Genomic DNA, 25,339 nt, shown 5'->3' with positions numbered 1-25,339 from the left:
TCATTTAAACGCCTAAAGATTGATCTTGTTTTGCATATTTTTGATTTCCTTTGATAAATAACATTTTAAAAAATATAACAATCATTAGTATAAAATAGGCAAAATAGTTCAACGCATATGCTTGTGTCACACCAACCAACCCATTTAAGTGGGTCAGCCAAATCGTTATTCCATAAAAAGATAGTGCAAATACTACTTCAGTAATAATGAATGTTTTCGTCATCGCTTTCGCTATCATTAAAAAGGATAAAGTCCAACTCGCCATTTTTAAAACATCCCCAATTAACTGAAATAAAAATAACTTTCTCATCTCAATAAAATCAGGTGAAAACAATATAGTAATGATTAAATCTCTACAAAGATAAATGAATGTCGCAGATACTAAAACAAACGGTAAGATCACTTTATATCCAGATAATATCTCTTTTCGTATTTCCATTGGATTCTGTAATTCTGAAAGCTTTGGCAAATAATATGTTGAAAATGCTGTCGTTAGAACTAGTAAATACATCGTTGAAATTTTCCAAACAGATTGCCAATATCCCGCTTCTTTAATAGATAGTTGATTAATTAAATGATTTCTAATCATCATTTGTGTAACAGATACTGAAATGATGGATACAATCGCCATTAAGGAGAAACTAAGTAATTTTTTATAATGACTCTTATCTACCCATTCATTAAATGTAAATGTAAAATCTAACTTTTTTATTGATATAGGTAAAGTAATCAGTAAAATAATTGCTTGAACGATTATCATTGCTAATAGCGCTCCAACCATTGTATATTTAATCGTCAACACCGATGTAACGACGAGAGAGAGCAAACTACTAGATATGTTAATAATGATAAACAGTTTTATTTTTTTCAAACCGTTTATAATTGATAGAAGAATTGTATTAAAACATATAAATGATAAGCTTATACCTAAAAGTTTGAATAAAATTGTATATTCTTCTGACTTTAAAATCCAAACAGAAAAAAAAGCGCTACCAAAATATGTGGTTGCACCTATTACTAATGAAAAAATAGCTGTCATAATGAACGATGCACTTATTACATCATTTCGCTTTTTTTCATCTGTTTCATGATATTCTGCTACATACTTTGTTACTCCAGAATTAATTGCACCGTTTCCAATTGTTAAAATAACATCCAAAAAATTTTGAAACTGTCCGATTAAAGCAATACCTGCTGGACCAATATATACAGCGATGATCTTGTTTATCACCAACCCCGACGCTAACTTAATAATAGTGGAAATACTTGAGAAAACACTCGTTTTAATGAAATTCATACTCTAATACCTACCTGATCTCATTAATAGCTTTGATGAATATCCTATCATTTCTGCCAGACTGAATAGATGAAATTTCAATACTTAATACTTGACTATGGCTTTACACATTTGAAGTATAGCTGTTAATTCTGACATACTTTGGCGAAATCAATTCAAAAGCTTCTACCTCTAAATCAAGTAGCTCCATCCACTTTTTCATTATTCTGCATCCTGCATATTTGAAAATGAAGTTATATCTTTTGTACTTCTTTTGAAAGGACTAAAGTTCTATTTACATCATATTCAAATTGTTGATATAAGACACACCGTGCTCCGAACCCTTGTTTTTGGAAAACAAGACCTTCATTTAAATTAAATCCATTATTCTCTACAGACGTACCAAAATCAAAATACATTTTATTTATAAAAACTTGATTTATTAAATAATTAAATAAATAGTCCAAAGCAGACATTTGTTTTCCCTTATCACTTGCTGAAATATATTGAACATGGGCTACATTTTTACTAATATACATTACAACACCAGCAATACATTCATTCTTATAATACACACTAAAAAGCTGAATATTTTCCTTGAAGAGACTATTTAACTTTTGTATTTCTGATAAAGTATGAATAGGGTTAGTATTGTGCTTTTTGTTCAAGTTTTCTGTTAGAACCCTCCAAAAATCTTCATAACAACTATCAGTTCTTATTTCTAATTCATTTCTTTTGGCTTTCTTGATCCCTCTCTTTCTTAAAGAAGTGAAGGGAATTCTTTCATCCTTACAAATAACCGATGACAATCCACTACTTATCAATTTTGCTTCAAGTAAAAAAAGCACATATTCATCTTCTTGAGAAGGAATACTCGAATAAATATAAGGAATGGATCGATAAATCACTTTACGTATTTGTTTTTTTTCTTTTAAATAGTGATTAATCATATTAAAACACATAATTACTTCACCAATTTTAGTTTCTGGTAATATGAGTAACCCAGCATAAGTTAATCCTTTATGAGTATAAAATGTGGAACCTTCTATATTCCCTGGCATTAATGCAACTACTCGATTTTTCTTTTTGACTATTAGTGAACAATCTTTAAATCTATCTAAATGGTAGTGAAGATAATCGATTTTATGGATAAATGTACCATTTTTTGAACAATCAATAAATTCATCCCACTCTCCCTTGTCTCCCTCTTCAAATTCCTTAATTGAAATTTTTTCGAAATCGTTCACTTTCATCCTCCTAGAACTCTAACAAATATATCGAATCATATAAATTTTTTGATTATCCTCGAACAATGTTTTAAAATTATTTTTTTTGCTGCTCTATATGACATTTTATTATTCACATCTATTTTCAAATACAAATAATCTAATTCTAGCATCCTTGCGGTTCGAATAGCATGATCTACTATATAGTATGCTAATCCTTTCCCCCAATACTGTTTTTCTCCAATGTAACACCATAACTCTCCACACTTATCATGAATATTTTTTATACCCAACGCACCTATTTCTTCTAATTTATACTGGATCCCTCTAATATAATAGTCGTCTCTATCTTGAAGAGAATTAAACCATTTTATCTGGATTTCATCATCAAAATCTGGTGTCATAGTTAATCCTTTGATTTCCGCATCACTTAGCCATTTCTTTGATAATTGCAAAAAAATAGAATCATATGGAACAAATGAAATATTTACAGTTTCATAAACAAAATCATCATAATTTCTAATATAATCCTCTTCAACAAAATCTTCACTTGCCAACATCATGAGTACACAATCATCAGAAAAATCATGCATTTCAAACCATATTAATTTATCAATATAGAGATCTTTATGGTGGTTATTTAATTGATACCTTCGCTTTTCCTTACCATCATTCAGTATTACTTCACATGATCCACGAACACATATTAGTATTTGCTGCAAGTGTTTATGAGCATAAAAGCCTCTTGCTAGCTTCATTTTAAAATTATCAATATAGTAAACTCGCTTGATTTCAAAAGGGGCATTATTAAATATTTCTAGTGATTCGAGTGTTCCACATTCATCGCTCAATCTTTCAAACTCTTTCTCTACACTTTTCTTTAAATCGATTATCATCTTTTCACACCCAGTTTTATATAAATTTATAAATATTACTATTAAGATAGAAAGACATGTCTTATTGGATAAATAAAATTCGAATCATAAAACTGGTCCTTATTCTTTTAATGTTAAACTTCTTTGATGCCATTTCCATGCGCTTTCAATGATTTTAAATAAGTTTACCTCTGCCCTCCAACCAAGATCACTATAAATTTTTTCAGATGATGCAATAAGCCGAGCTGGGTCTCCAACCCGGCGATCTGTATAAACAATATTTGCTTTACGTCCTGTTACTTCTTCACAGGTTCGAATGATTTCATTGACGGAATAGCCCGTTCCATTTCCTAAATTGTATATTTTCGACTGTACCTTTCCGCTTAGCACTGCTTCTAAAGCCATAATATGAGCTTGAGCAAGATCATTCACATGTATATAATCTCGAATACATGTGCCATCTGTTGTATCATAATCCGTACCAAAAACAAATATGTTTTCCCTTTCTCCTAGCAGATGTTGTAATACTATTGGAATTAAATGTGTCTCTGGATCATGATTTTCTCCTATTTTGGAAGAAAAATCTGCTCCCGCTGCATTAAAATACCGAAAAACCACATATCGTAGTCCATATGCATTTGAAAAGTCCTCCATAATCTGCTCAATCATATGTTTTGAACGTCCGTAACTATTAATAGGATTAGCCATTGTTTCTTCAGTCAACACTTCATCATCTGGTATCCCATAAGCTGCTGCCGTAGACGAAAATATGATATTTTTAACATTATTCTTCAGCATAGTATGTAAAAGAGTTATAGTAGATGAAACATTATTACGATAGTATTTTAGTGGATCAACTACTGATTCCCCAACTAAACTATTTGCTGCAAAATGTATAACTGCATCTACATGATATGTTTTAAAAATATATTCTAAATCTTCTTCATTTCCCATATCACCTTCATAGAATATAGCTCTTTCATTTACAGCCCATCTGTTACCAGTAGACAAATTATCTAGTACAATCACATCCATTTTTTCTACCAATTTCTTTACTGTATGGCTCCCAATATATCCAGCTCCACCAACAACAAGAATCATATTTTTACTCCTTTTTTAATAATTTACCTTCCTACTTATACATTTTCTAGTCAGTATCATTATTCCAACTGTAAGACTGAGTAAATATTTGTTTCACAAAGCTAAATAAATTTTCCGATTGAAATTTATATCCTTTTATTCCTGCAGCAACTGCTGCATCTATATCGGTATCTTTATCCCCAATAAGAACACTCCTTTTACGGTCAATGTTAAACTCAGAAAATGCTTGCATAAGTAAGGCAGGTCTTGGTTTCCGACATTGACATTGTTTTTGATAAGAAGCTCCTCCATATGTAGGGTGATGTGGACAATAAAAAAAAGCATCGATAAATACGTCATGCTCTTGTAATAGTTCTTTATTAATTCGATTGTGTAATGTTTTCACATCGTTTTCAGTATAGTAACCTCGTGCAATTCCAGATTGATTTGTTACTACAAAAATAGCATACCCCTGACATTTTAAATATTTTATAGTTTCAATAGCACCTGGAATCCAAATAAAATCTTCTCGTTTATATACATATCCTAAATCCTCGTTTAAAACACCATCTCTATCAAAGAAAACAGCTGGTTTGTTCACGATAACCGCCTTAGATTATTTTCCTTATTTTTTAGAGCACTGTAAACATCATTAACATGGATTGTTGAAATACAGCCATTTTCAACAACGCAACGATGTTTTTCAAATCCTAAACTAAGTAAATGATCACACTTTATTCGAGGAGTTAGAATAACAGATTTTTCAGATACTGGTCCCCATCTTAACGGTGATGTCGGACCATGTAAAGCGATAATACTAGAACCGACAGCTGCAGCCAAATGCATGATCCCTGTATTAACAGTGACAATTATATTGACTTCTTCTATTAAGGCAGCTGTTTCTTCTAAACTAAGTTTACCAGCTAAAGAAATACAATCTGTACCACCTTTACAATCCATTTTTTGAACTATTTCATTCGCTAACTCACTATCTTGTCTACCACCAGTTAGAATAATTTTGTATCCTTCACGAATTAAGCGATTAGCTAACTCAATCCAAGATGACTCAGTCCATTGTTTGATTTCTTTATGCGAACCCGAGGCAAACAAATGAAAAATGATAAATTTATTCTTTGAGTCAAGTAAAGTGCCAATTTTCTCCTTACTTTCTTTACTAATCAAAAATTCAGGATTTATTTTTATTAAATTGAATTCCAATGAACGTAATACATTTCTATAATTTTCTAATTCATGTATACTGTCTAAATGTTCTGCTGTTCGATCGTATATATAATGTCTAAACATTTTCTTTCTCTTAAATCCTACTTTGATATTTGCTTTAATAACAAAGGATATTATTGCATTTAGTCTTGACCATGCCCCAAAATCCAATAACAAATCATAGGGAGTTTCTTTCCTCAACAATATAAAACTTCCTAGTAAGCTGGACATATTAAACTTTATCATTCTATTTATATAAGGTATGTTTTTTGCTGCTTGAGCATTTTCATTTGAACAGACGATAGTAATATTACTATTGGGATATCGATGTTTTATTTCTTTTATGATTGAAGAGAGTAATATTGTATCTCCAATAGCAGCTATCATCACGATAATAATACTTTTGGGGTTTAGTATTTTTTTTTCTTTTTTTCCCCTTAACATCCCCAGGAGAAAAACGATAGGAATCCCGATATATTTATCAATTAATTTTAATTTTGCATTTCCTCTTTCTTCCATAAATCTTCCGCCTATTTTCATATTTACATCAATCATACTTTAAGACTTGTTTTATAAGAAATACTCTTAATAATACCGGATGTAGAATATCCATCTACGAAAGAGATTATTTCTACTCTATCCGCAAATTCCCTTCCTACAACTTCGTTTACTTTATAATCTCCACCTTTCACCAAAATATCTGGTTTCACTTCGGATATTAGATCTAAAGGTGTGTTTTCATCAAATATTATTACTGCATCCACAAATTCGAAAAATGACAACATTTTTGCTCGATCATTCTCATTTATGATTGGTCTAGTTGGGCCTTTCAAATTTTTCACTGATTTATCACTATTAAGTCCAACAATCAGTTTATCTCCTAATTGTCTGGCATCTTTTAGATATGTAGCATGCCCTATATGAAGGAGATCGAAGCAACCGTTAGTAAAAACAACCTTTTCACCATTTGTTCTCCATTTATTAATTAACAGTTTTAGCTCTGTTTTAGATGTAATTTTACTAGACAGTTTCAGTGAATGTTCATTTAGTTCTTCAAGTTTATCAAGTAATTCAAAATCTCTTACAGCATAAGTGCCTACTTTTCCAACTACGATACCTGCGGCTACATTTGATACTTTTACAGCATCATCAATTTTTGCCCCAATTCCAATAAATGCTGCTATTGTTGAAATAACAGTATCTCCAGCTCCAGAAACATCAAAAATTTCTTTTGCTACAGTTGGAATATGAACGATTTCCTCCTCTCCGACCAAAGTCATTCCTTTTTCAGACCGTGTAACTAACAAATAATCTAAATTATACTGTTTTCGAAGTTCAGGAACAAACTGCTGTATAACTTCATTTGTATTGAATAGTTCTCTTCCAATAATTTTGCTTAGTTCTTTGAGGTTTGGAGTTATCATAGTTGCATTTGAATATTTACTCCAATCATTTCCTTTTGGATCAATAATGATAGGAATAGCTCTCTCATTGGCTTCTTCAATTACAAATTTGCATAGTTCTTTTGTACAAAATCCTTTTTCATAATCAGAAATAATAATTACATTAATTGATTGAAATTTTAATTCATTCAAAATCCACTCTTGAAACTGTTTAAACATCATTTCTGACATATCTGTTTGTTCTTCATTATCGATTCTTATAACTTGCTGATTCCCACTAATCACTCTTGTTTTAGTAGTGGTACAACTCTTCCCTGTTAAGATTCCCGAAGAGTCTATATTTACAAATTTCAACATATCCATTAGTTCATTTTTTTCCAAATCATCACCAACAGCTCCAACCAAAGAAACCTTACAGCCTAGATGAGCAAGATTATTCGCAACATTAGCCGCTCCACCCGGTGTCTTCATTTCGTCTCTTACATTGATAATTGGTATAGGTGCTTCAGGAGAAATTCTTTTTATATCACCAAAGTAATACCTATCAAGCATTACGTCGCCTATGACAATAACATTACAATCTTTAATTTTTGAATTAAATAACTTAATTAAAGAATGAGCATTTTTAATCATATTAGTACTCCTTATCTAGGATTTCACAAATAATATGACCTATTAAAATATGAACTTCTTGGATTCTAGCAGTATTATTTGATGGAACAATTAAGCAATGATCACAAATATCTTTTAGCTGTCCACCTTTCTTACCTGTTAAACCAATGGTTAAAGCCCCCATTTCATTAGCTTTATACATAGCCTTAATAATATTTGAACTATTTCCTGAAGTAGTAATACCAATTACAATATCATTCGGTTTTACTAAAGCTTCTACTTGTCTACTAAATACCTCATCGAATCCATAATCATTTCCAACAGCTGTAAGAATAGATGTATCGGTTGTTAAGGCAATAGATGGTAAGCCTTTTCTTTCTTTATAAAATCTACCCACTAGCTCAGCTGCTAGATGCTGACTATCAGCTGCACTTCCACCATTCCCCATAAAGAAGATCGTATTTCCACGCTCTACGGCATTTTTACATTTGTCTCCTATTAATTCTACTTCATTCATTAACTGGATTTTTACTTTTTCAATTACTTCTTGATGCTCAAGTAAACCCGATAATATAGATACAGTCATATGATTAACTCCCTAATAAAAATTTATTGGTTATCACTTGTGTCTTTTTCAATCAATGTTAAGAGGATAATCTACCTTTCTTGCAAATGAAAAAATGCCCCCAGAAGCATTTTTTAGTGGCATTCAATATTTTCATGTAATGTATCTTGAATTTACCCTATGTAGAGTAACCCTTCCTTTTATGTCTTACCTAAACGCTTAAGTACATGTCTCCATAATAATTAGCGTATCCATTTCATGACATTCTTCTTTAAAGATTTCATGTTTAGAAAAATTTCATCCTTTGTCTGTAAAAATAAAATAACCTTATTGCTAAGGTCACTGTACGCCTTTTTAAAGTCTGTTTTTACTCAATGAATCAAAAATCTTATAACATCATCAACATTTTCAGCAATATAAACATTCTTAACAAGACTCGCTTCTTCTTTATTTCTAAATCCATACCCATACGTAACTGCAATAAAATCTATTCCAGCTTGTTCGGCTCCTTTTGCATCATAAATACTATCACCTATCATGACAACTTCTGATAAATCATCTTGAATCAGCTCTTTAAGACACATCAAAATAATATCGAATTTACTATGTGTATCTTTCTCATCTATACCGTTAATTGAATTGAAGTAGGGTGATAAATCAAAATGAGTAATCATTTTCTTAGCAAAATCATCTCTCTTAAGAGTAGCAATTGCTGTTTTACAATTGTTTTCATTTAATAAAATGAGTAGCTCTTTAATCTGTTGATAAAGCTCTGCCTGATATAATCCTTTTTCTTTGTATCTCTCCCGATATAACTCAACAGCTTTTCTTGCATCCTCTTTTGAAAAACCGCATTCCCGAATAAAAGATTCTAATAGTGGGGGCCCAATAAAGCTTTTGAGCTGATCAATTGTTAATTTTTCAACCCCCATTTTATTTGCTGTATAACTAGCATCTGACATTATCCCATGTGATGTATCAAGTAAAGTTCCATCTAAATCGAATATTATTGTAGAATATTTCATAAATCCTCCATTTTACTATTTCATTATCGTATCTGTAAAAATATCGTTATAAACTGTTGATGTTATAAATTGAATATTCATTTTCTTTTCTATCAATGTTAGGTGTTCACTTATTGCTACATTTTTCTTTACCAGTTCTTCAAGCTCCACATTATAGTTCATATCCTTAGAAAAATAATTGCTAGTCTTATTTATGCTAAAGCCATCAAAACCAGCCAAATATACATTTTTCACTGATAGCTGATTCAAAAGATTTAATAACATCAATCCAGCATTATCCGAAATAATCGAATTACCAGTTAATAAATCCGAATAGTTTATAATTACAGATGAATACTCCTTAGAAGTCGCAATATTAGAAGTCGTTACCAAGAATGAATTTTCAGACTTCTCATTCATAACATCTAATATGCTATTAAAGCGTTTTAGATTACTTATAAACACAGCATCAATTATGAATGATGTTGGAATAAAATTAACACTAAATATAAAAGGATTGTGTTCTTTAATAAAATCATCAATCTTTTCCTTTTGCATTTCAATTGATTTTCCAGGTGCAATAATTAATATTTTCCTTCCATGTGTCAAATTTCTTAGTACTTCAAGATCATCATAATCATTGACAAATTGGCTTTGAAAGTTTATATATAAATCTTCTATAAATTTTTTATCATAAAGATCTCTTTTTCCTATTGGTATTTGCTTTAAAATAGTATTTATTGACTTCACTGTGATAGTCTGTTTATTGATTAAATAAGAAGCGTAATTAGGATGGCAACCATTAACAGCCGCGAGATAATATGGTATTGAATAACCCCATTTAGCCTCAGAAAAAATATTTCGTAAATCCTCATCAACTATTTCTAATAAAGGTATAGTATCATATTTTTCTTCTATATTTTCATTAATATAGTGAGTGACCAGCTCTGTGCATAGATTTCCAGCTCCTCTCCCCATACCTAATACAGATGAATCTATGATAATACTTCTTCTTGTATGCAAAGTTAATAGTTCCTGTGCATTTGAAAAAGACAATTGAAGATTATTATGTGAATGAAACCCAATAGCTATTGAATCATTCAAATTATTGTCTAAAAGATGGAACATTCTAAGTAGATCATTTTTATACATAATACCGAGTGTATCTACTAAATAAAAAGAATATGGTTTCAAATCATTCACTTTCTCTATTAATGTTAATAGACTAGAATCAGAATAACTGGTTGTGCCTACTGGTTGAATAAATACCTTATATCCCTTTTCCATCAGTTGTTTGCCGTATATCAACGCTTCATCTATTTCATTTTCATGAAAAGTTACACGTATACCATCTATTGATTTGCCATCACAGTCAGAAATCTTATCAATAGAAATATATGGTTGTGCTATCATTCCTACATACATGACGTTTTCATTCTTAGGCTCAATATATTCTCTAATTGTTTCTACACTGTTAAATAAGCTTTTATTTTCATCAGAATCTTCCTCTTCTATAAAACCACATTCGATAATATCGACCTTAGATTTTGATAACTTAGAAATTACCTTTTTTATCGTTCGTTTTCCAAAGGACCACTCATTAATATAACCTCCATCACGAAGTGTGCAGTCAAGAATCATTATTTTACTCATAAATATAGTCTCCCTGTTCGAGATTCTTTTTTATAATTGACTTAACTGTTTCTAAATCCTTTGGAGTATCTACTGATAACGTAGTAACCGAAGCATCAACAAATTTAATTTTTTGTCCATTTTCTAAAAATCTAAACTCGTCTATATCCTCTGCTGCTTCTAAAGGACCCCTTTCAGCTTTATAACAAAATTCCAATGCACTTTTCGTAAAGCATTGAACCCCAACAAATTTTTTATAGATAAAGTTATACGTTCCTTTTGGATATGGGATAGGACTTCTCGCCATGTATAGCGCATATCCATATACATCCGTGGCAATTTTAATCTTGGAAAAATCAACTGCTTCTAAAGGATTTTTCAGTTCAGTCATAAGATTTGAAACAAACAATGAATTAGGGTCAACATCTTTAGGAATCATTTTTTTTATTGCATCTTCTTCTATTAATGGCTCATCACCATTCACATTAATATAAAAATCCGCTTTTACCATGGTAGATACTTCAAATAGTCTATCCAAATGAGTTTTGTGACTAGTTGATGTCATTACCGTTTTCATTTTATATTCATCACAGACATTTTTAATTCTAATATCATCCGTAGCAACGAAAACGTCATCCAATTCTGAAACTCTTTTTAGTTTATTATAAACCCACCAAATCATAGGCTTACCACAAATATCTGCAAGTGGTTTGCCGGGGAATCTTGAAGAATTATATCTGGCTGGAATGACACCTATTATTTTCATTTAAAAACCTCCTAATATCCTTCAATTCATTTAATTTGTTTGTTGTAGATTCTTTTTTCTCAGTAGCTTTGTTTCAACAAGCTTTTTAAACTTGTTAAAGTCATTTTTATTTAAAGTCGTAGAAAGACTAGTAATATAACCAAGTATTCCACATGCAATCACAGTAAGAGCGAACTCTAACCATTGGTCAAATGATATAACGCTTTTAATCAAACTATATAAACACACTATTATTATCGTTGTTATAATATTTCGTAATAGTAAACTATAAAAAGTATTCCACTTGATTCCTAGGCATATAGCTGGGTAGATAGGAGTAAAAATAATATTACGTATTACACTTATTATTGAACTTGATATTGGAATAGCTATCAGACCAAGATCAGTAAAATTTAGTAATATAAAAAGTAAAGCTACATTCAATCCTCCCGAAACAAGTAACATAATGGAAGGTAGCTTTACTTTGTTTAAAATCGTATTCACATTGAATAGTATATTAATAGATCCATTAATTAAATATGGTCCCATCATAATAACTGATAACAAATGTAAATAATCGGCATTTTCTCCTGGCACCCATAGACGATAAAATTCATCACCAAAGACAATAAAACCAGAGATTGGTACACTAATTAATAAACTTAATACTTTACTGGAAAAATGAACTTCACGTACTAAACCATCAATATCATTTTCAGCATATCGAGATGCTAAAGGTGGAACAAATACCCCAACCAGCATCGAAATCAAAAACACCAAAAACATTGGTACAGTCTGAGCTATAGAATATTCGCCTGCTACAGCAGCTCCAAAAAACATATTGGCTAATAAAAGATCTAAACCAGTTAGTAAGATGACACTTAATTGATTAATCGAAACCCATAAACCTGAACTCAGTAGTTCCATTACCGCTTTCATTTTAAAGTAAGAAAATGAGATTGATAACTTTGGCAATAGGCGTTTTGTTAGATAAATTGCCATACATGTTCCAATAAGACATACACTTAGACTAACAATCCCAACGTAAAATATAGATGGAGTAAAAAGCGTAAATAAAATGAGAAATAAAGCAGCTTTTAAACCGCTTTGAATAATATCCTGATAGGATCGTAAATCGATTCTATTCATGGCTATTGTTGCCACATTAAATACTGAACCTAACACAGAAATCAAAAAGGTTAAAAAAATCAGACTAAAAAGAAATTGAATTTCACTGTGCAGATATTCTGGTACGTCTAAAAAACGATCAATAAAAAATATGATTATACAGAGTGGAATAGCTAGTACCGTTACCAAAATAACATTTGAATACAAAACTGAATTAAAATATACGTTAGCTTGTGCATAATCCTTTTTCATTACTTCTAACATAATAAACCTTGCTGCCATTGAATTTAATGCAAGTACAATTACGTTGATATAAGTAACAAAATTATTAGCCAAAGGAAAAAAACCATAAGCTTCTTTCCCTATATGTTTAATTAAAAATGGTGTAAGTATAAAACTTACACCAATGCCAATAGAAAAAGACATTATATTGGCTAATAAATTTATACTAAGCTGCTTTTTATTTACCATAAATATACCTTCTTAGCTCGTAATTCATTACGAGTAATATATCGTTCGTTTGAAAACATTACGACAACGTATTATGCTTCTTTACCTAATATCTCTGTAATAATGGCAATCTTACCTTTTCCCTTACCTTCCCGTTTCATTTTCGCTTCACTGCGGATATCAAAATCAGTTTGGCAAAACTCTACTACTAAGAAGGATTTGCTATATATGATCTTTTAAAAGGATTTTTATTTTCCAACCACGATTGATTATCCATATACCAATTAATCGTCTGCATTATCCCATCCTCAAATGAATAGATGGGCGACCATCCCAATTCTGTTGTTATTTTACGTTGATCAATGGCATATCGTCTATCATGACCTAAGCGATCTGCCACATATTGAATTAATGTCTCTGTTTTACCTATTTTTCGAAGTATCAGTTTTACTACTTCAATATTCTCCAATTCATTATTTCCACCAATGTTATATATTTCACCAGCTTTTCCTTTATGAATAACAGTATCAATCGCCCTACAATGATCATAAACATGAAGCCAATCACGTATTTGTCTACCATCTCCATAAACAGGAAGTGGTATGTCATGAAGAGCGTTGTTAATCATCAACGGAATAAGTTTCTCTGGAAATTGATAAGGACCGTAATTATTGGAACATCTTGTAATAATCATTGGTAATCCATACGTTTGATAATAAGCCCTAACCATCATATCTGCTGCTGCTTTTGATACTGAATAAGGACTATTTGGTTCTAAATTTGTTTTTTCTGTAAAGTAGCCCTCTTTTCCTAAAGTTCCATAAACTTCATCAGTAGAAATTTGTATAAATTTTACTCCACCTTTAAATTCTCCACTTTGTTTTAAAGACCCATAATTTTTCCAATGCTTTTTTGCTGCATCCAATAATACCTGAGTACCTAAAACATTTGTTTTCAAAAAGATTTCCGGAGAATCAATACTTCGATCAACATGTGATTCAGCTGCAAAATTAATGACGACGTTTATTTCATATTTGATAAATAATTCATCTACAAGGTCACGATCGCATATATTTCCTTTCACAAATCGATAATGAGAATGGTCCTCTACTTCATACAAATTACTTAAATTTCCAGCATACGTTAATAAATCTAAGTTAATAATTTTATAATTATGATTTCCTAACATATGTTTAATAAAATTCGATCCAATAAACCCTGCTCCACCTGTCACTAAAATATTCATATTGTTCCTCCCAAAACTTCACATAGAAAACAGTAATGGAACTTTTTCATCTGCTATATCCATTAAATATTTTCCATAATCTGTTTTCATTAATGGCCGTGCTAGTTCTAATAGTTGCATTCTTGTAATGTATCCTCGCCTAAAAGCAATTTCTTCTATACAAGCAATATATAAACCTTGACGTTTTTGAATAGCTTCAACAAAATTTGAGGCTTCCAATAAAGACTCATTTGTTCCTGTATCAAGCCATGCTATTCCTCTACCTAATAGTTTTACTGCTAATTCTCCCCTTGAAAGATATTGGTCGATAATAGAGGTGATTTCAAGTTCACCTCTCGCAGAAGGCTTAACCTCTTTGGCTGTCTGAACTACAGAGTTATCAAAGAAATATAACCCTGGTACTGCAAATTTCGACTTTGGATTTTCAGGTTTTTCTTCAATTGAAATAGGATTTTCATTTTCATCTACTTCAATAACACCATAAGCCTTTGGATCTTTTACAAAACAGCCAAAAATAATGCCTCCTTTCACTAAAGAGGCGGCTTCCTGTACGCGATTTCCAAAATCTGACCCATAAAAAATGTTATCACCTAATACTAAAGCAACAGGAGAATTACCTATAAACGCTTCACCAATCATAAATGCTTCAGCCAGACCTTTCGGTTGATCTTGTACAGCATATTCAATTTTAATACCTAAATGGCACCCATCTCCTAATAACTCGTGGAACACAGTAATATCTCTTGGAGTTGAAATAATTAATATCTCTCTTATTCCTGCTAACATTAACACGGATAAGGGATAGTAAATCATAGGTTTATCATAAATAGGTAAGATTTGTTTCGAAATAGCTTTCGTCAGAGGATACAGACGAGTACCGGAACCACCTGCTAAAATAATACCTTTCAAAAAATCACCTTTTTCTTTAAGTATTTCATTAACCTAAGAAACTTATAAAGCATTATTTATTCAAATAAACTTAATCCTATATAAATTCAATTATGTAGAAATAAATTCATTATCATAAACAATAGAATTTTGCTGATTATAGTTATTCACTATAAATACTATGTGCTTTAATTCCTCATTACTTAAAACAGGCGAAATAGGTAAACTTACCACTTCTCTTGAAATTAACTCTGAAATTGGATAAGACAACTCATTTAATTCTTCATAAGCATTTTGTTTATGAACTGGTATTGGATAATGTACTAGAGTTTCGATTCCATTTGATAACAAATATTCCATAAAATCACTCCGATTTTTAACTCTAACTACGAATAAATGCCAAACGTGATTACTCTCCTCATTTGGCATTTGAGGAAGAGTAATGTGTAGATTTTTTATATTGTCACAATAAAATCTAGCTATTTCTCTCCTTCTTTCATTATCTCTTTCTAACAAAGGTAACTTTATTCTAAGAAAACTAGCTTGAATTTCATCCAGCCTACTGTTAACTCCTTTGAAAATGTTTTTATATTTTTTAAAACTACCATAATTTCTAAGAGCTTTTATTCTATTTGCTAGATCATCGTCATTTGTAGTAACAGCTCCACCGTCACCTAGAGCTCCTAAATTTTTTCCAGGATAAAAACTGAACGCAGCCGCATCACCTAAACTACCAGCTTTTCTACCATGTAATTCAGCCCCGTGAGACTGAGCAGCATCTTCAATTATTTTAATATTGTGCTTTTTTGCTAATGAAATAAGTTTGTCAATTTCAACTACCCTGCCATACAAATGTACTACCATAATTGCCTTTGTATTTTCATTAATATGCCTCTCAATTAAGCTTAAATCAATATTTAACGTATTGATATCCGGTTCAATTAATATTGGTGTGGCACCTGTTGATGTTATAGCTAATATTGTTGCGATATATGTATGAGCAGGAACAATTACTTCATCACCTTCCTTAATATCATAAGCTTTTAATATTAAGGATAAAGCATCAAGTCCATTTCCTACCCCAATACAATGGTTCGTATTACAATATTTAGAGAATTCAAGTTCAAACTTAGTTACTTCTTCTCCCAAAATATATCTTGAATTCTGAAGAACCCTCTGAAAACTTTCTTGTATATCCGATTGATGTCTATTATTAATTGCTTCAAGATCTAAGAACTTTATCAATTTCCCCACCTCTTTCTTATAATCCCTTAATTACATGCTTTATCGCTATCCACATTTTGAAATTTAATTCCCTTAAAACTCAAGTCATTTACTACTTTATAACTTTAAGAAAATCCTCATAACTTCTGATATAATCGTTTTCATCATAATATTCACTTGCTAAAACTAACAAAACACAATCATCGGAAAAATCAAACATTTCCCGCCAAATATATCTATCAACAAATAAACCTTGATTTGGTTTATTTAATGTATATTCTTTTCTTTCTTTTCCGTCATCCTTGATTACCTTACAAGATCCACTTACACAAATAAGCACCTGCTGTAATTCTAAATGTGCATGAAAACCTCTTGCTTCTTTCTGCTTTGTTCCATGTATATAATAAACTCGCTTAATCTCAAAGGGGATATTTTTAAACTGTTCAAGGGCGACTAAAGAGCCTCTCTGATCACTAATAGTCGGAAAGTCTAATAAAAAATCGTTCATTGTAAAAATCAATCCTTTTAGAGAATTTTAGTTAAAAACAAAAAGCCATATTTTAAAAATGTAGTGGAGTAATTAATATTAATGAAATATAGACTTTACCTTATGATAGGTCATTACAAACTGAGGAAATAACCAAAGTTTACATAACACTGCTTTAATAAAAAATTTTATACTTACTTGTTTATTTAACCTTAATAATTTATTTATTTTTATTGATTGAAAAATTTCTTTAAAGGTTTTTGTCAATTCTTTAGAATCTTTAACTACTTCAATCGAAACCATATATTCTGAAAGCAAAGAATGACTCCTATAAATAAAATAGTCTTCTTTATATACTGAAATTAAATTTTCTTCTTTCAATATGTCATTCACCATTTCGATAGCTTCAATATATCCTTTGACATTTTGTATACTTTTAGTGTTCGTTATTGAATCATTATGCTGTACATAATAATAAAGATTATCATTTATATATTTACAGGATTTTATCTTTGTCAATATCTTGAAAATAGTAGGAATATCTTCATATTTAATATGAGGATATCTAATATTAAATTCATTGAATAATTTCATCTTTATTAATTTATTCCATGAAAAACCTTCAACTAGATTATTTTCATTCAGTAAAAATTCTCGGATTAAATCATTTCTATCAAGAAGTTTATTATCAAAAGTTGAATGGTCATTATAACTTAAGATTCTGCCATCCATATCAACTTTAGTATAATTACATATAACTAAGTCAAGATTACTCGACTTAGCTTCTTTATATAATGTTTCAATCATATTGTTTTCAATATAATCATCTGCATCAACAAATGCAACGTACTCACCACAAGCTAAATCTAAAGCGCGATTTATTGCTACAGCTTGACCTGAGTTTGGCTGATTAAGAAGTTTAATATTTGAATATTTACTTTCGTACCACTTAAGTTTGTTTAAGCTATTATCAGTTGATCCATCATTTATTATAATAATTTCTATATCGTTTAACGTTTGATTGATAACACTGTTAAGACACTTGTCTAAGAATTTTTCATTATTATATACTGGGATGATAATACTCACTTTCTTATTTTGCATACATTTTCACCAACTTTTAATTAAGCTGTTTTCGCAAACTTTGTTACCTATTAACAAGTAGTGAGTTTAGATTGACATCCGCACAAGGATGATCGCTCTCTATGAGAAGGCAGTGAATTTCCTCGGTGCATAGCACGTATGGTGTTCTCATCAGCCCTGCTGCTCTCGCAGGAGTTTCGTACCACACATTCCCAATCAACCAATCCTTCCATCAGCTGGTATTATTCACGATACTTATTTAAAAACAACAATCTTTTAGAAAACAACTTTTAAATAAAAAAATGCCGCTAGAGAAAATCTCTAATTGCATTAGCCAATGTTTTCAACCTTTTCTTTAATAAACAATGAATCAAAATCGACTCTTTCAAATACCTCTAGCATGCCTCCTCTTGATGCATTATAGATTTTTATCTGACTATAATCTGCATATTTTTTTGCTTCTTCATAGGCACATATCATTTTTTTACTCGCTTCAGCAACTTCTGGATCCACTATCCCATAATCCTTAAAGTGATTGTTATTATTAATAGAGTAATTACAATCTACACCGATTAAATAAATCTCTTTAAATCCCATATAAACGGCTAATTGAATTAAAGAATATGAGATTGTATACCCACTATAAACAACCTTAAAGGCATCATCACTAAATTTGGAATGATACTTTTTATGGGCCCAATTATGATTGAGCATATTGAGTGGATATATGTAATAATCGTCTGGAATCTTGATCTGTTTCGAAATAACATCTCCAAAAAGTTTAGTTTCGACATCTAAATGGTCAATCTCATTTTTATACTTTTGATAAAATTCAGGAAATTGAATCCCGTAATAGTTTGGTCTCCATTTCGTTTCATCGAAAGATAAAAATATGGAATTCATACTAAACGTTATTTCATTTCTTAATTTTTCTAAGTCCTCTATTACTAAACTAGGTCCAGTAGCAACAATAAAGCATCTTTCTCCTAAATGTTTATCTTTAAGATTTTTTAACTTTTCATAACGACTCTTTCTACAAATTCGACTTACTCTTAGAAACTTACTTATTTGAAATTTTACAGTAGATATTAAGAATTGAATTACGTTCATTACTATTACAAGCGAAGAATAAATGTATTTATTCTTCTTTAAAATGCTTTTTATGGTCAAATTTTCTTTCACCACCTACAGTATATAAAGTAATGCTTCAAAATAAATCCTATTCATGAATACAATTTTCATTAGGAATGATAGATATTGAAACATCCATACAACTCTTAAATGCTATTTTTTTCAACTATCTCATGAAATAATTCTTCAAATTCAGGCATAATTTTATGAAATGAAAAATCGTTTGCTCGTTTTTTTCTAATGTTTTTTACTCCATCATTATCTATTTTCAAACTTTCGATAATATTCATTGCAAGTGCCTTATAATCATTCACCGGAGATAATAATCCATATTTCCCCTCTTCAAGAACCTCAGAAGGTCCACTCGGACAATTAGTCGATACAACCGGTAATCCTACTGCTAAAGCTTCGGCTATAACTACTGAAAATCCTTCATATCTAGAACTTAACACAAATACATCTGCAGCTTTCATATATTTGTAGGGATTATTAACAAATCCCTTTAATATCACACTTTCTTGTACGTTTAATTCTAGTATTAATTTTTCTAGATTTTCTCTTTGTTCTCCTTCACCCAGTATAATCAATTTAGTTTTCACTTTTTTATCTAATAAATACTTATGAGCCTTTATTAAATCATCGAATCCCTTCATTTCTGTCAATCGTCCTACACCTAATAAGATTGATTCAGCTGTTACATCTAAATCATTTTTTTCAACGAGCATACTAGATATATCATTTAGCCTTATAGGATTATATATTCGTTTAATTGGTACATTAACCTTTGGAAACTTTTTCTCAAACGAGGCTTTCACTCCATCTGAAACAGCTATTATCGTTTTTAACTTACGATACAATTTATTAATTAAATACTTATGAATCTTTTTATTCGTTTTTGAATAGTGTTCAACAATCTATATGAACCCATCCAATAGCTGGCTTATTGGTTAAATATGAAGCTATAGCTGCTAGGTATGTAGGTGTTGCTTCTAATGTTCCAATAATCAAATCTGCATTTTTTTACGGCTTTTTTTATACTTTTAATTAGTTTAAATAGATGAAAAATTCCTTTTTTATTTGCCGTTAATACTTTAATTATTTTCACATGTTTCGGTATGGATGATATTAGCTCTCCCTGATAATTTATCACGAAAATGATTGGTTCAAATTTGTTATTATCAAGATTTTTAATAATATCAATCGTTACTCTTTCAGCACCTCCTCCTTCAAAGTTTCTCATGATAAATAATAATTTTTTCTTTGTTTTCACATACTATGCCTCTCTCACCTTTTTATTTGATTACCTATAAATTCCTTTCATAACCTTTCCAATAACTGGGAATATTCTAAAAAAAGTAGCTATTCTTAAGATTTGTTTCGCCTTTCTTTGTGAAAATACAAAATTATTCCTAGACAAAGAGTTAAATAGATATTTCAACTTATAATCCTTTTCACCTGGAAAATAAATTCCCCATAAATACTGATCATCAAGGCTTTTATTGGCCCGAATAACTCTCTTAAAAAATGGGTTTACTTCCATACTTTTCTTAACCAAAAATTCCTCACTATTAAAAATAGTCGTAAAATAATGTTCCTCAGTATGATAAAAATTTTCATTTTTATTATATTCAAGAAAAAACCTTTCAAAAAAAGGAATCATTGTATTCGTATTTAAATAAAAAAATTCTCCTCCGTAGGGTAATGCAAATTCATTTTCCTTCTCAATATTGAGACCAAGGAAATCCTCTAACCAGGTATTATGTCTACCAAATTCACAAAATTGAGCATAACCAGCCCACGGTTTAGTTGTATCTACAAATTCAGATGAAACTTCAATGATTTCAACATGTAACTTATTTAGAATTTGGATATAATATCCATATTGTAACTGTTGCAATTTTTGTATATCATTTACAAAGAAAATCAATTGCATATTGTGTGAAAAATATCTTATTGAACTAAAGAGACAAACAACAGTCTTTAGATAGACTTCATTATGGATATTTATATTCTTTTTCTTCATATTGGCATATAGCGTTACACTGTCACCAAAATAGAACTACTACACATCACTTTCTCCATTTATCCTCTCACCTCAGAAAAAGATATTAATATCTTTTTCTATTCTTAAGAATCAAGAAAAAAATAACTGCTGTAGTTTCAATAAAACTTTTACCAATTTTATCGACTTTTCCAACAAAATCCCTTCCCAATCTTTCTTTAAAAAAATCTTCCTTTTCGTTAATATATGTATTACTTTTCCATTCTGGAAAAAGATCATATATTAAACTTCTTGTCTGCTTCATTTTCATGTGAAAACCTACTAGATTAAATTTATATAATTTTAATTGTCTATACATATTTGACCATAATAGAATTTTGACGTACTGATAACATAGACCCTTTGTATTTTTAACAGATAATGCTTCTTTTTCTTTATAAAAAGAATAAGTATCCTCTAATACATGATATATATCATTAATTTTAGGAGAAATTGTTGTAAGAATACTTCCTACTCTGTTTTTTCGGTACATATATAACGGTTTTTTTAAATAAACAAAATCATTCACGTAATAAAGTAATTTATAAGTTGTTCCTACATCTTCATAAATCTTACCTTTAGGGAACAGAACTTCATCAAATAAGTTCTTTCTATAAACTTTATTCCAGGCACTTGGTTGTATGGTCCACAAAACATTTGGAAGTTCCATTCCATTAACAATATTTCTATAATTTTTTTCACCTACATCTACCCAATCAAAAACGATTAAGTCTGGTTTACTTTGTATCGCCTTAAATATTTCAAAAAAATAATCTTCAGCTATATAATCATCACTATCTATAAAAGTAACGTAATTATATTTAACGTATCGAAGACCATAGTTTCTAGCGTCCGATAATCCACCATTTTCTTTAGATACGTAAGTAATATTGGAATATTGTTTAACAAACCTTTTAGCAATTTGTCCTGATGAATCTTTTGATCCATCATCCACTAGAATGATTTGCACATTGGACAATTTGTCCATACTATTCACAACTGATTGCAAACATGCTTCTATATACTTTTCTACATTATAGAAAGGTATAATTATACTAAGTCCTTCCATAAATACTCTCCTTACTTACTATTAGCTAAAAAAACTATATGGTACAACACCTGCTATGTTAATAAAAAGTCTTAAAACATAGTAAAGCATCCAAAATCCAACTATAAATAACATAAATATTTGTCCATTACGTCTATTTTTACTATTCAATAAAAGATGTATTAAAATAGAGTAATAATATATATTAAAAGCTGAAAAATAAAGTTGTATTCTGTCTACTGACTCAATCCCTGCTATTGAGTAGAGCCATAAATTTATCACAACAGCATTTGTACTAAATTGGTATAACCCATAATTAATACTTAAATTCAATTCATTCTTTGGGAGATATAAAGAAACTGTTACGATAAACATTTGTATGATAACTGGCATTAGTTGTAATAGCCCTTTTTCTTTATTCACTTCAAAAAAGAAATCCAGATTGGAAGTGTACTTTTCCGCATAGACTCCTGAGATTTTAATAATGATATCACCTGCTACATTCTTAAATTCCGGAATAAAATATAGTACAATGGTCAATAAAAAAAGAGGAATAACAATCTTGCGATTAAATGGTTTCTTAGGTATTAGAAATAGGCAAAACATAAAAATAGCACTGTTATGAAATAAAAGTGCTAGAAGAATAATACATATAAACATCCATTTTTTTATTTTTTTATCAGAAAGTAAGATATTCACAAAGCAAAAGATTATTGAAACAGCAATCAATTGACGTAATTGATTATAACTATTCAAATAAACATAGGTCAGAAGAAAGAACAATAAGCTAATTAAATAGTTGGGAGAATTTTTCTTAATTCCATAGAACATAAAGAAGATAAAAAGTGCATAAGTTCCTATTGAAAATATAAAAAAATTCTCATATTTTACAGCAAGGTCGTAGAAAAAGCTTATTCCAGGTTCAATTCCAGTATATGATTCATGAAGAAAAAAACCATAATACATGGGATAATCAACACCGACTCCTACCCCTTTAAAAGCTGCCAATCCTAATAAAATTAAAGCCCATAATATCAAAATGGTATTACTTCTAGCAGTAAATATCTCACCATTAGTCCATTTGTATTTTCTTTTAATAGTTAGCCTTGAAAGAAATAAACAATATAAAATAGCTAAAGGTAATAATAAATAAATTAGCATTATTACTCCTTACTCCCCATGTTTTATACATTATTTTACAATTAATATGCTCCTTTTCGTTTTACTACTTGTATAATCGTTTTAAAAAGTATTTTTATATCTAAAGCTAGACTTTGGTTATATATATAGTACAATTCAATATCAACACGCCTTGGGTAACCAATATTACTTCTCCCGCTCGCTTGCCAATAACCAGTAACACCTGGTTTAACTGAAAGAAAATCACCTATTTTTTCATTGTAATATTTGAGTTCTTCTTCAACTGTTGGTCTAGGTCCGACTAAGCTCATTTCTCCTTTTAATACATTGAAAAATTGCGGGAATTCGTCTAGACTTGTTCTTCTTAAAAAACGACCTATTTTTGTAATTCTAGGGTCATCATCTTGCTCCAGCTTAAAATTATTATTAATATATTTTTTATATAGAACTTCATTTTCTACTAACTTTTCTTCTGCGTTCACAATCATAGATCTAAATTTATAAATATAGAATTTTTTTCCATACTTACCAATCCTTTTTTGTTTATAGAACATCGGTCCTTTATGTTCTCCAACGATATAAAAGACAAACAAAAAAGCCATAATTATGCTAGTAATACAGATACCAATTAAAGAGCCAAAAATATCTATTAACCTCTTCATATACAGATAAAAAAGATGAGTATTTTTTTGTTCAAAATTTACAGATTCTTTCTTATATGTTTGTAATTTTGTATTTTCAGTACTCACTCTTCACTCACTCCTGCTACTTTAGAATTACGATGCTGCACCTCCTCTAGATATCGAAATAATTCATGTTTCAAATCTTTTTCTTTCAATGCAAACTCCAATGTCGTTTTAATAAAACCTAACTTTTCACCTACATCGTATCGATTTCCTTCAAACTCATATGCATATACAGATTGTATTTCTGATACTTTTTGTATAGCATCCGTTAGCTGTATTTCTCCTCCTGCACCTATAGTGTGTTGTTCTAAAAAGTAAAAGATCTCTGGGGTTAATATATATCGACCTATAATAGCTAAGTTGGATGGCGCACTGCCAATTTGCGGTTTCTCTATTAGAGTATTTATTTCATATCGTCTATTTAGTTGTTTTTTAGGACTAATAATTCCATATCGATTCGTTTCGTAATCCGGTACTTTTTGCACAGCAATGACAGATGAATTTGTTTGATGATACTCATTGATTAATTGCTTTAAACACGGAACGTCAGCCTGAACAATGTCATCTCCTAATAACACTGCAAATGGTTCATTTCCTATAAATTTTCTAGCACACCATATTGCATGACCTAATCCTCTAGGTTCTTTTTGTCTAATATAATGAAGGTCAACCTTCGATGGGGCTTGCACTTTTTCCAAAAGTTCAAACTTATGTTTCTCCATTAAATTTGCTTCAAGTTCAAAAGCATTGTCAAAATGATCCTCAATAGCCCTTTTTCCTTTTCCTGTCACAATGATAATATCTTCTATCCCTGATTCAATAGCTTCTTCAACAATATATTGAATTGTTGGTTTATCTACAATTGGAAGCATTTCTTTAGGCATCGCCTTTGTAGCTGGTAAAAATCTTGTTCCTAAACCTGCAGCAGGAATAATAGCTTTTTTTACACTTTTCAATTAAATCTACCCTCTCTATCCTTTATTAATTTAAAAATCAAAAGTTAACAATACGGCATTAAGTCCAAATACATATCATTAACTTTTAATTTTTAAAAAGTTTGGGCATCTAACCCACCCTCACACCATACCACTGACAACGAACGTGTCTAAGGACATAGAATAATCCCACAGCATAGCCGAGTGCCTCCA

Annotated in this window: 25 protein-coding genes; all 25 read right to left on the bottom strand. The window is 30.3% G+C overall.

Annotation, left to right across the window (positions count from 1 at the left end; all coding sequences use genetic code 11):
* Positions 1-4: 4 nt before the first annotated feature.
* Positions 5-1,297, bottom strand: a complete 1,293-nt coding sequence (locus tag BN349_RS06365; protein ID WP_019241449.1) for an O-antigen translocase — start codon at positions 1,295-1,297, stop codon at positions 5-7.
* A gap of 233 nt (positions 1,298-1,530) precedes the next feature.
* Positions 1,531-2,529, bottom strand: a complete 999-nt coding sequence (locus tag BN349_RS23480; RefSeq protein ID WP_034293685.1) for a GNAT family N-acetyltransferase — start codon at positions 2,527-2,529, stop codon at positions 1,531-1,533.
* Between the two features lie 29 nt (positions 2,530-2,558).
* Entirely contained in the window at positions 2,559-3,398 is an 840-nt protein-coding gene (locus tag BN349_RS25825; protein WP_019241446.1) for a GNAT family N-acetyltransferase, read from the bottom strand.
* Between the two features lie 99 nt (positions 3,399-3,497).
* The gene (gene galE / locus BN349_RS06345; RefSeq protein ID WP_019241445.1) at positions 3,498-4,478 is read right to left on the bottom strand and encodes a UDP-glucose 4-epimerase GalE; all 981 of its coding nucleotides are present in this window, start codon (positions 4,476-4,478) and stop codon (positions 3,498-3,500) included.
* 46 nt (positions 4,479-4,524) lie between these two features.
* Positions 4,525-5,058 (bottom strand): D-glycero-alpha-D-manno-heptose-1,7-bisphosphate 7-phosphatase, encoded by a 534-nt coding sequence (locus tag BN349_RS06340; RefSeq protein ID WP_019241444.1) that lies wholly within the window; start codon positions 5,056-5,058, stop codon positions 4,525-4,527.
* Positions 5,055-6,197, bottom strand: a complete 1,143-nt coding sequence (locus BN349_RS06335) for a glycosyltransferase family 9 protein (RefSeq protein WP_148335293.1) — start codon at positions 6,195-6,197, stop codon at positions 5,055-5,057. Before BN349_RS06335 ends, BN349_RS06340 begins: the two co-directional genes overlap by 4 nt.
* A 32-nt stretch (positions 6,198-6,229) precedes the next feature.
* Complete coding sequence (rfaE1, locus tag BN349_RS06330) at positions 6,230-7,714, bottom strand: D-glycero-beta-D-manno-heptose-7-phosphate kinase (protein WP_019241442.1); 1,485 nt, start codon at positions 7,712-7,714, stop codon at positions 6,230-6,232.
* Between the two features lies 1 nt (position 7,715).
* A complete protein-coding gene (locus tag BN349_RS06325; protein WP_019241441.1) occupies positions 7,716-8,279 on the bottom strand; it encodes a D-sedoheptulose 7-phosphate isomerase in 564 nt (187 codons plus the stop codon).
* A 350-nt stretch (positions 8,280-8,629) separates the two neighbouring features.
* Entirely contained in the window at positions 8,630-9,283 is a 654-nt protein-coding gene (locus BN349_RS23470) for an HAD hydrolase-like protein (protein WP_019241440.1), read from the bottom strand.
* A 15-nt stretch (positions 9,284-9,298) separates the two neighbouring features.
* The gene (locus BN349_RS06315) at positions 9,299-10,915 is read right to left on the bottom strand and encodes an aldolase catalytic domain-containing protein (RefSeq protein ID WP_019241439.1); all 1,617 of its coding nucleotides are present in this window, start codon (positions 10,913-10,915) and stop codon (positions 9,299-9,301) included.
* Positions 10,908-11,660, bottom strand: a complete 753-nt coding sequence (locus BN349_RS06310; RefSeq protein ID WP_019241438.1) for a 3-deoxy-manno-octulosonate cytidylyltransferase — start codon at positions 11,658-11,660, stop codon at positions 10,908-10,910. The genes BN349_RS06315 and BN349_RS06310 overlap by 8 nt, the downstream gene beginning before the upstream one ends.
* Positions 11,661-11,690: 30 nt before the next feature.
* Positions 11,691-13,238, bottom strand: coding sequence for a lipopolysaccharide biosynthesis protein (locus tag BN349_RS06305; protein WP_019241437.1), 1,548 nt, complete (start codon positions 13,236-13,238; stop codon positions 11,691-11,693).
* Positions 13,239-13,425: 187 nt separating this feature from the next.
* Positions 13,426-14,463 (bottom strand): dTDP-glucose 4,6-dehydratase, encoded by a 1,038-nt coding sequence (gene rfbB, locus BN349_RS23465; RefSeq protein WP_019241436.1) that lies wholly within the window; start codon positions 14,461-14,463, stop codon positions 13,426-13,428.
* An 18-nt stretch (positions 14,464-14,481) separates the two neighbouring features.
* Positions 14,482-15,372, bottom strand: coding sequence for a glucose-1-phosphate thymidylyltransferase RfbA (gene rfbA / locus BN349_RS06295; RefSeq protein ID WP_019241435.1), 891 nt, complete (start codon positions 15,370-15,372; stop codon positions 14,482-14,484).
* Positions 15,373-15,462: 90 nt separating this feature from the next.
* The gene (locus tag BN349_RS06290) at positions 15,463-16,605 is read right to left on the bottom strand and encodes a DegT/DnrJ/EryC1/StrS family aminotransferase (protein ID WP_425457743.1); all 1,143 of its coding nucleotides are present in this window, start codon (positions 16,603-16,605) and stop codon (positions 15,463-15,465) included.
* 82 nt (positions 16,606-16,687) lie between these two features.
* Positions 16,688-17,083 carry a sugar 3,4-ketoisomerase gene (locus BN349_RS06285; protein ID WP_019241433.1) on the bottom strand — a complete coding sequence of 132 codons (396 nt, stop codon included), beginning with the start codon at positions 17,081-17,083 and terminating at the stop codon, positions 16,688-16,690.
* Between the two features lie 78 nt (positions 17,084-17,161).
* A complete protein-coding gene (locus BN349_RS06280; protein WP_019241432.1) occupies positions 17,162-18,166 on the bottom strand; it encodes a glycosyltransferase in 1,005 nt (334 codons plus the stop codon).
* Positions 18,167-18,475: 309 nt separating this feature from the next.
* On the bottom strand, positions 18,476-19,315 hold the full coding sequence (locus BN349_RS06275; RefSeq protein WP_019241431.1) for a 6-hydroxymethylpterin diphosphokinase MptE-like protein: 840 nt from the start codon (positions 19,313-19,315) through the stop codon (positions 18,476-18,478).
* A 107-nt stretch (positions 19,316-19,422) separates the two neighbouring features.
* Positions 19,423-20,133 (bottom strand): glycosyltransferase, encoded by a 711-nt coding sequence (locus BN349_RS23460; protein ID WP_019241430.1) that lies wholly within the window; start codon positions 20,131-20,133, stop codon positions 19,423-19,425.
* An 83-nt stretch (positions 20,134-20,216) separates the two neighbouring features.
* Positions 20,217-20,546, bottom strand: coding sequence for a hypothetical protein (locus BN349_RS06265; RefSeq protein WP_019241429.1), 330 nt, complete (start codon positions 20,544-20,546; stop codon positions 20,217-20,219).
* A 30-nt stretch (positions 20,547-20,576) separates the two neighbouring features.
* Positions 20,577-21,299 carry a hypothetical protein gene (locus tag BN349_RS06260; protein ID WP_019241428.1) on the bottom strand — a complete coding sequence of 241 codons (723 nt, stop codon included), beginning with the start codon at positions 21,297-21,299 and terminating at the stop codon, positions 20,577-20,579.
* Between the two features lie 85 nt (positions 21,300-21,384).
* Entirely contained in the window at positions 21,385-22,386 is a 1,002-nt protein-coding gene (locus BN349_RS06255) for a glycosyltransferase family 2 protein (protein WP_019241427.1), read from the bottom strand.
* Between the two features lie 21 nt (positions 22,387-22,407).
* On the bottom strand, positions 22,408-23,526 hold the full coding sequence (locus BN349_RS06250; RefSeq protein ID WP_019241426.1) for an EpsG family protein: 1,119 nt from the start codon (positions 23,524-23,526) through the stop codon (positions 22,408-22,410).
* A gap of 41 nt (positions 23,527-23,567) precedes the next feature.
* On the bottom strand, positions 23,568-24,167 hold the full coding sequence (locus BN349_RS06245; protein ID WP_087960616.1) for a sugar transferase: 600 nt from the start codon (positions 24,165-24,167) through the stop codon (positions 23,568-23,570).
* An 83-nt stretch (positions 24,168-24,250) separates the two neighbouring features.
* Entirely contained in the window at positions 24,251-25,147 is an 897-nt protein-coding gene (gene galU, locus BN349_RS06240) for a UTP--glucose-1-phosphate uridylyltransferase GalU (RefSeq protein ID WP_019241424.1), read from the bottom strand.
* Between the last annotated feature and the right edge of the window lie 192 nt (positions 25,148-25,339).

It is taken from the genome of Bacillus sp. AP8 (assembly GCF_000321185.1).
Lineage (GTDB): Bacteria > Bacillota > Bacilli > Bacillales > DSM-1321 > Bacillus_AD > Bacillus_AD massilioanorexius.
Note: the sequence above shows the minus strand (reverse complement) of the source record. Positions and strands in the feature narration are given on the sequence as shown.

Coding starts and splice junctions, on each gene's coding strand:
- BN349_RS06245 (WP_087960616.1), bottom strand. CDS start 24,167: ATGAAGAGGTTAATAGATATTTTTGGCTCTTTAATTGGTATCTGTATT.
- BN349_RS06305 (WP_019241437.1), bottom strand. CDS start 13,238: ATGGTAAATAAAAAGCAGCTTAGTATAAATTTATTAGCCAATATAATG.
- BN349_RS06335 (WP_148335293.1), bottom strand. CDS start 6,197: ATGGAAGAAAGAGGAAATGCAAAATTAAAATTAATTGATAAATATATC.
- BN349_RS06250 (WP_019241426.1), bottom strand. CDS start 23,526: ATGCTAATTTATTTATTATTACCTTTAGCTATTTTATATTGTTTATTT.
- rfaE1 (WP_019241442.1), bottom strand. CDS start 7,714: ATGATTAAAAATGCTCATTCTTTAATTAAGTTATTTAATTCAAAAATT.
- BN349_RS23470 (WP_019241440.1), bottom strand. CDS start 9,283: ATGAAATATTCTACAATAATATTCGATTTAGATGGAACTTTACTTGAT.
- BN349_RS23480 (WP_034293685.1), bottom strand. CDS start 2,529: ATGAAAGTGAACGATTTCGAAAAAATTTCAATTAAGGAATTTGAAGAG.
- galE (WP_019241445.1), bottom strand. CDS start 4,478: ATGATTCTTGTTGTTGGTGGAGCTGGATATATTGGGAGCCATACAGTA.
- BN349_RS06365 (WP_019241449.1), bottom strand. CDS start 1,297: ATGAATTTCATTAAAACGAGTGTTTTCTCAAGTATTTCCACTATTATT.
- BN349_RS06315 (WP_019241439.1), bottom strand. CDS start 10,915: ATGAGTAAAATAATGATTCTTGACTGCACACTTCGTGATGGAGGTTAT.
- BN349_RS25825 (WP_019241446.1), bottom strand. CDS start 3,398: ATGATAATCGATTTAAAGAAAAGTGTAGAGAAAGAGTTTGAAAGATTG.
- BN349_RS06280 (WP_019241432.1), bottom strand. CDS start 18,166: ATGCAAAATAAGAAAGTGAGTATTATCATCCCAGTATATAATAATGAA.
- rfbB (WP_019241436.1), bottom strand. CDS start 14,463: ATGAATATTTTAGTGACAGGTGGAGCAGGGTTTATTGGATCGAATTTT.
- BN349_RS06285 (WP_019241433.1), bottom strand. CDS start 17,083: ATGAACGATTTTTTATTAGACTTTCCGACTATTAGTGATCAGAGAGGC.
- BN349_RS06255 (WP_019241427.1), bottom strand. CDS start 22,386: ATGGAAGGACTTAGTATAATTATACCTTTCTATAATGTAGAAAAGTAT.
- BN349_RS06310 (WP_019241438.1), bottom strand. CDS start 11,660: ATGAAAATAATAGGTGTCATTCCAGCCAGATATAATTCTTCAAGATTC.
- BN349_RS06260 (WP_019241428.1), bottom strand. CDS start 21,299: ATGAAGAAAAAGAATATAAATATCCATAATGAAGTCTATCTAAAGACT.
- BN349_RS06325 (WP_019241441.1), bottom strand. CDS start 8,279: ATGACTGTATCTATATTATCGGGTTTACTTGAGCATCAAGAAGTAATT.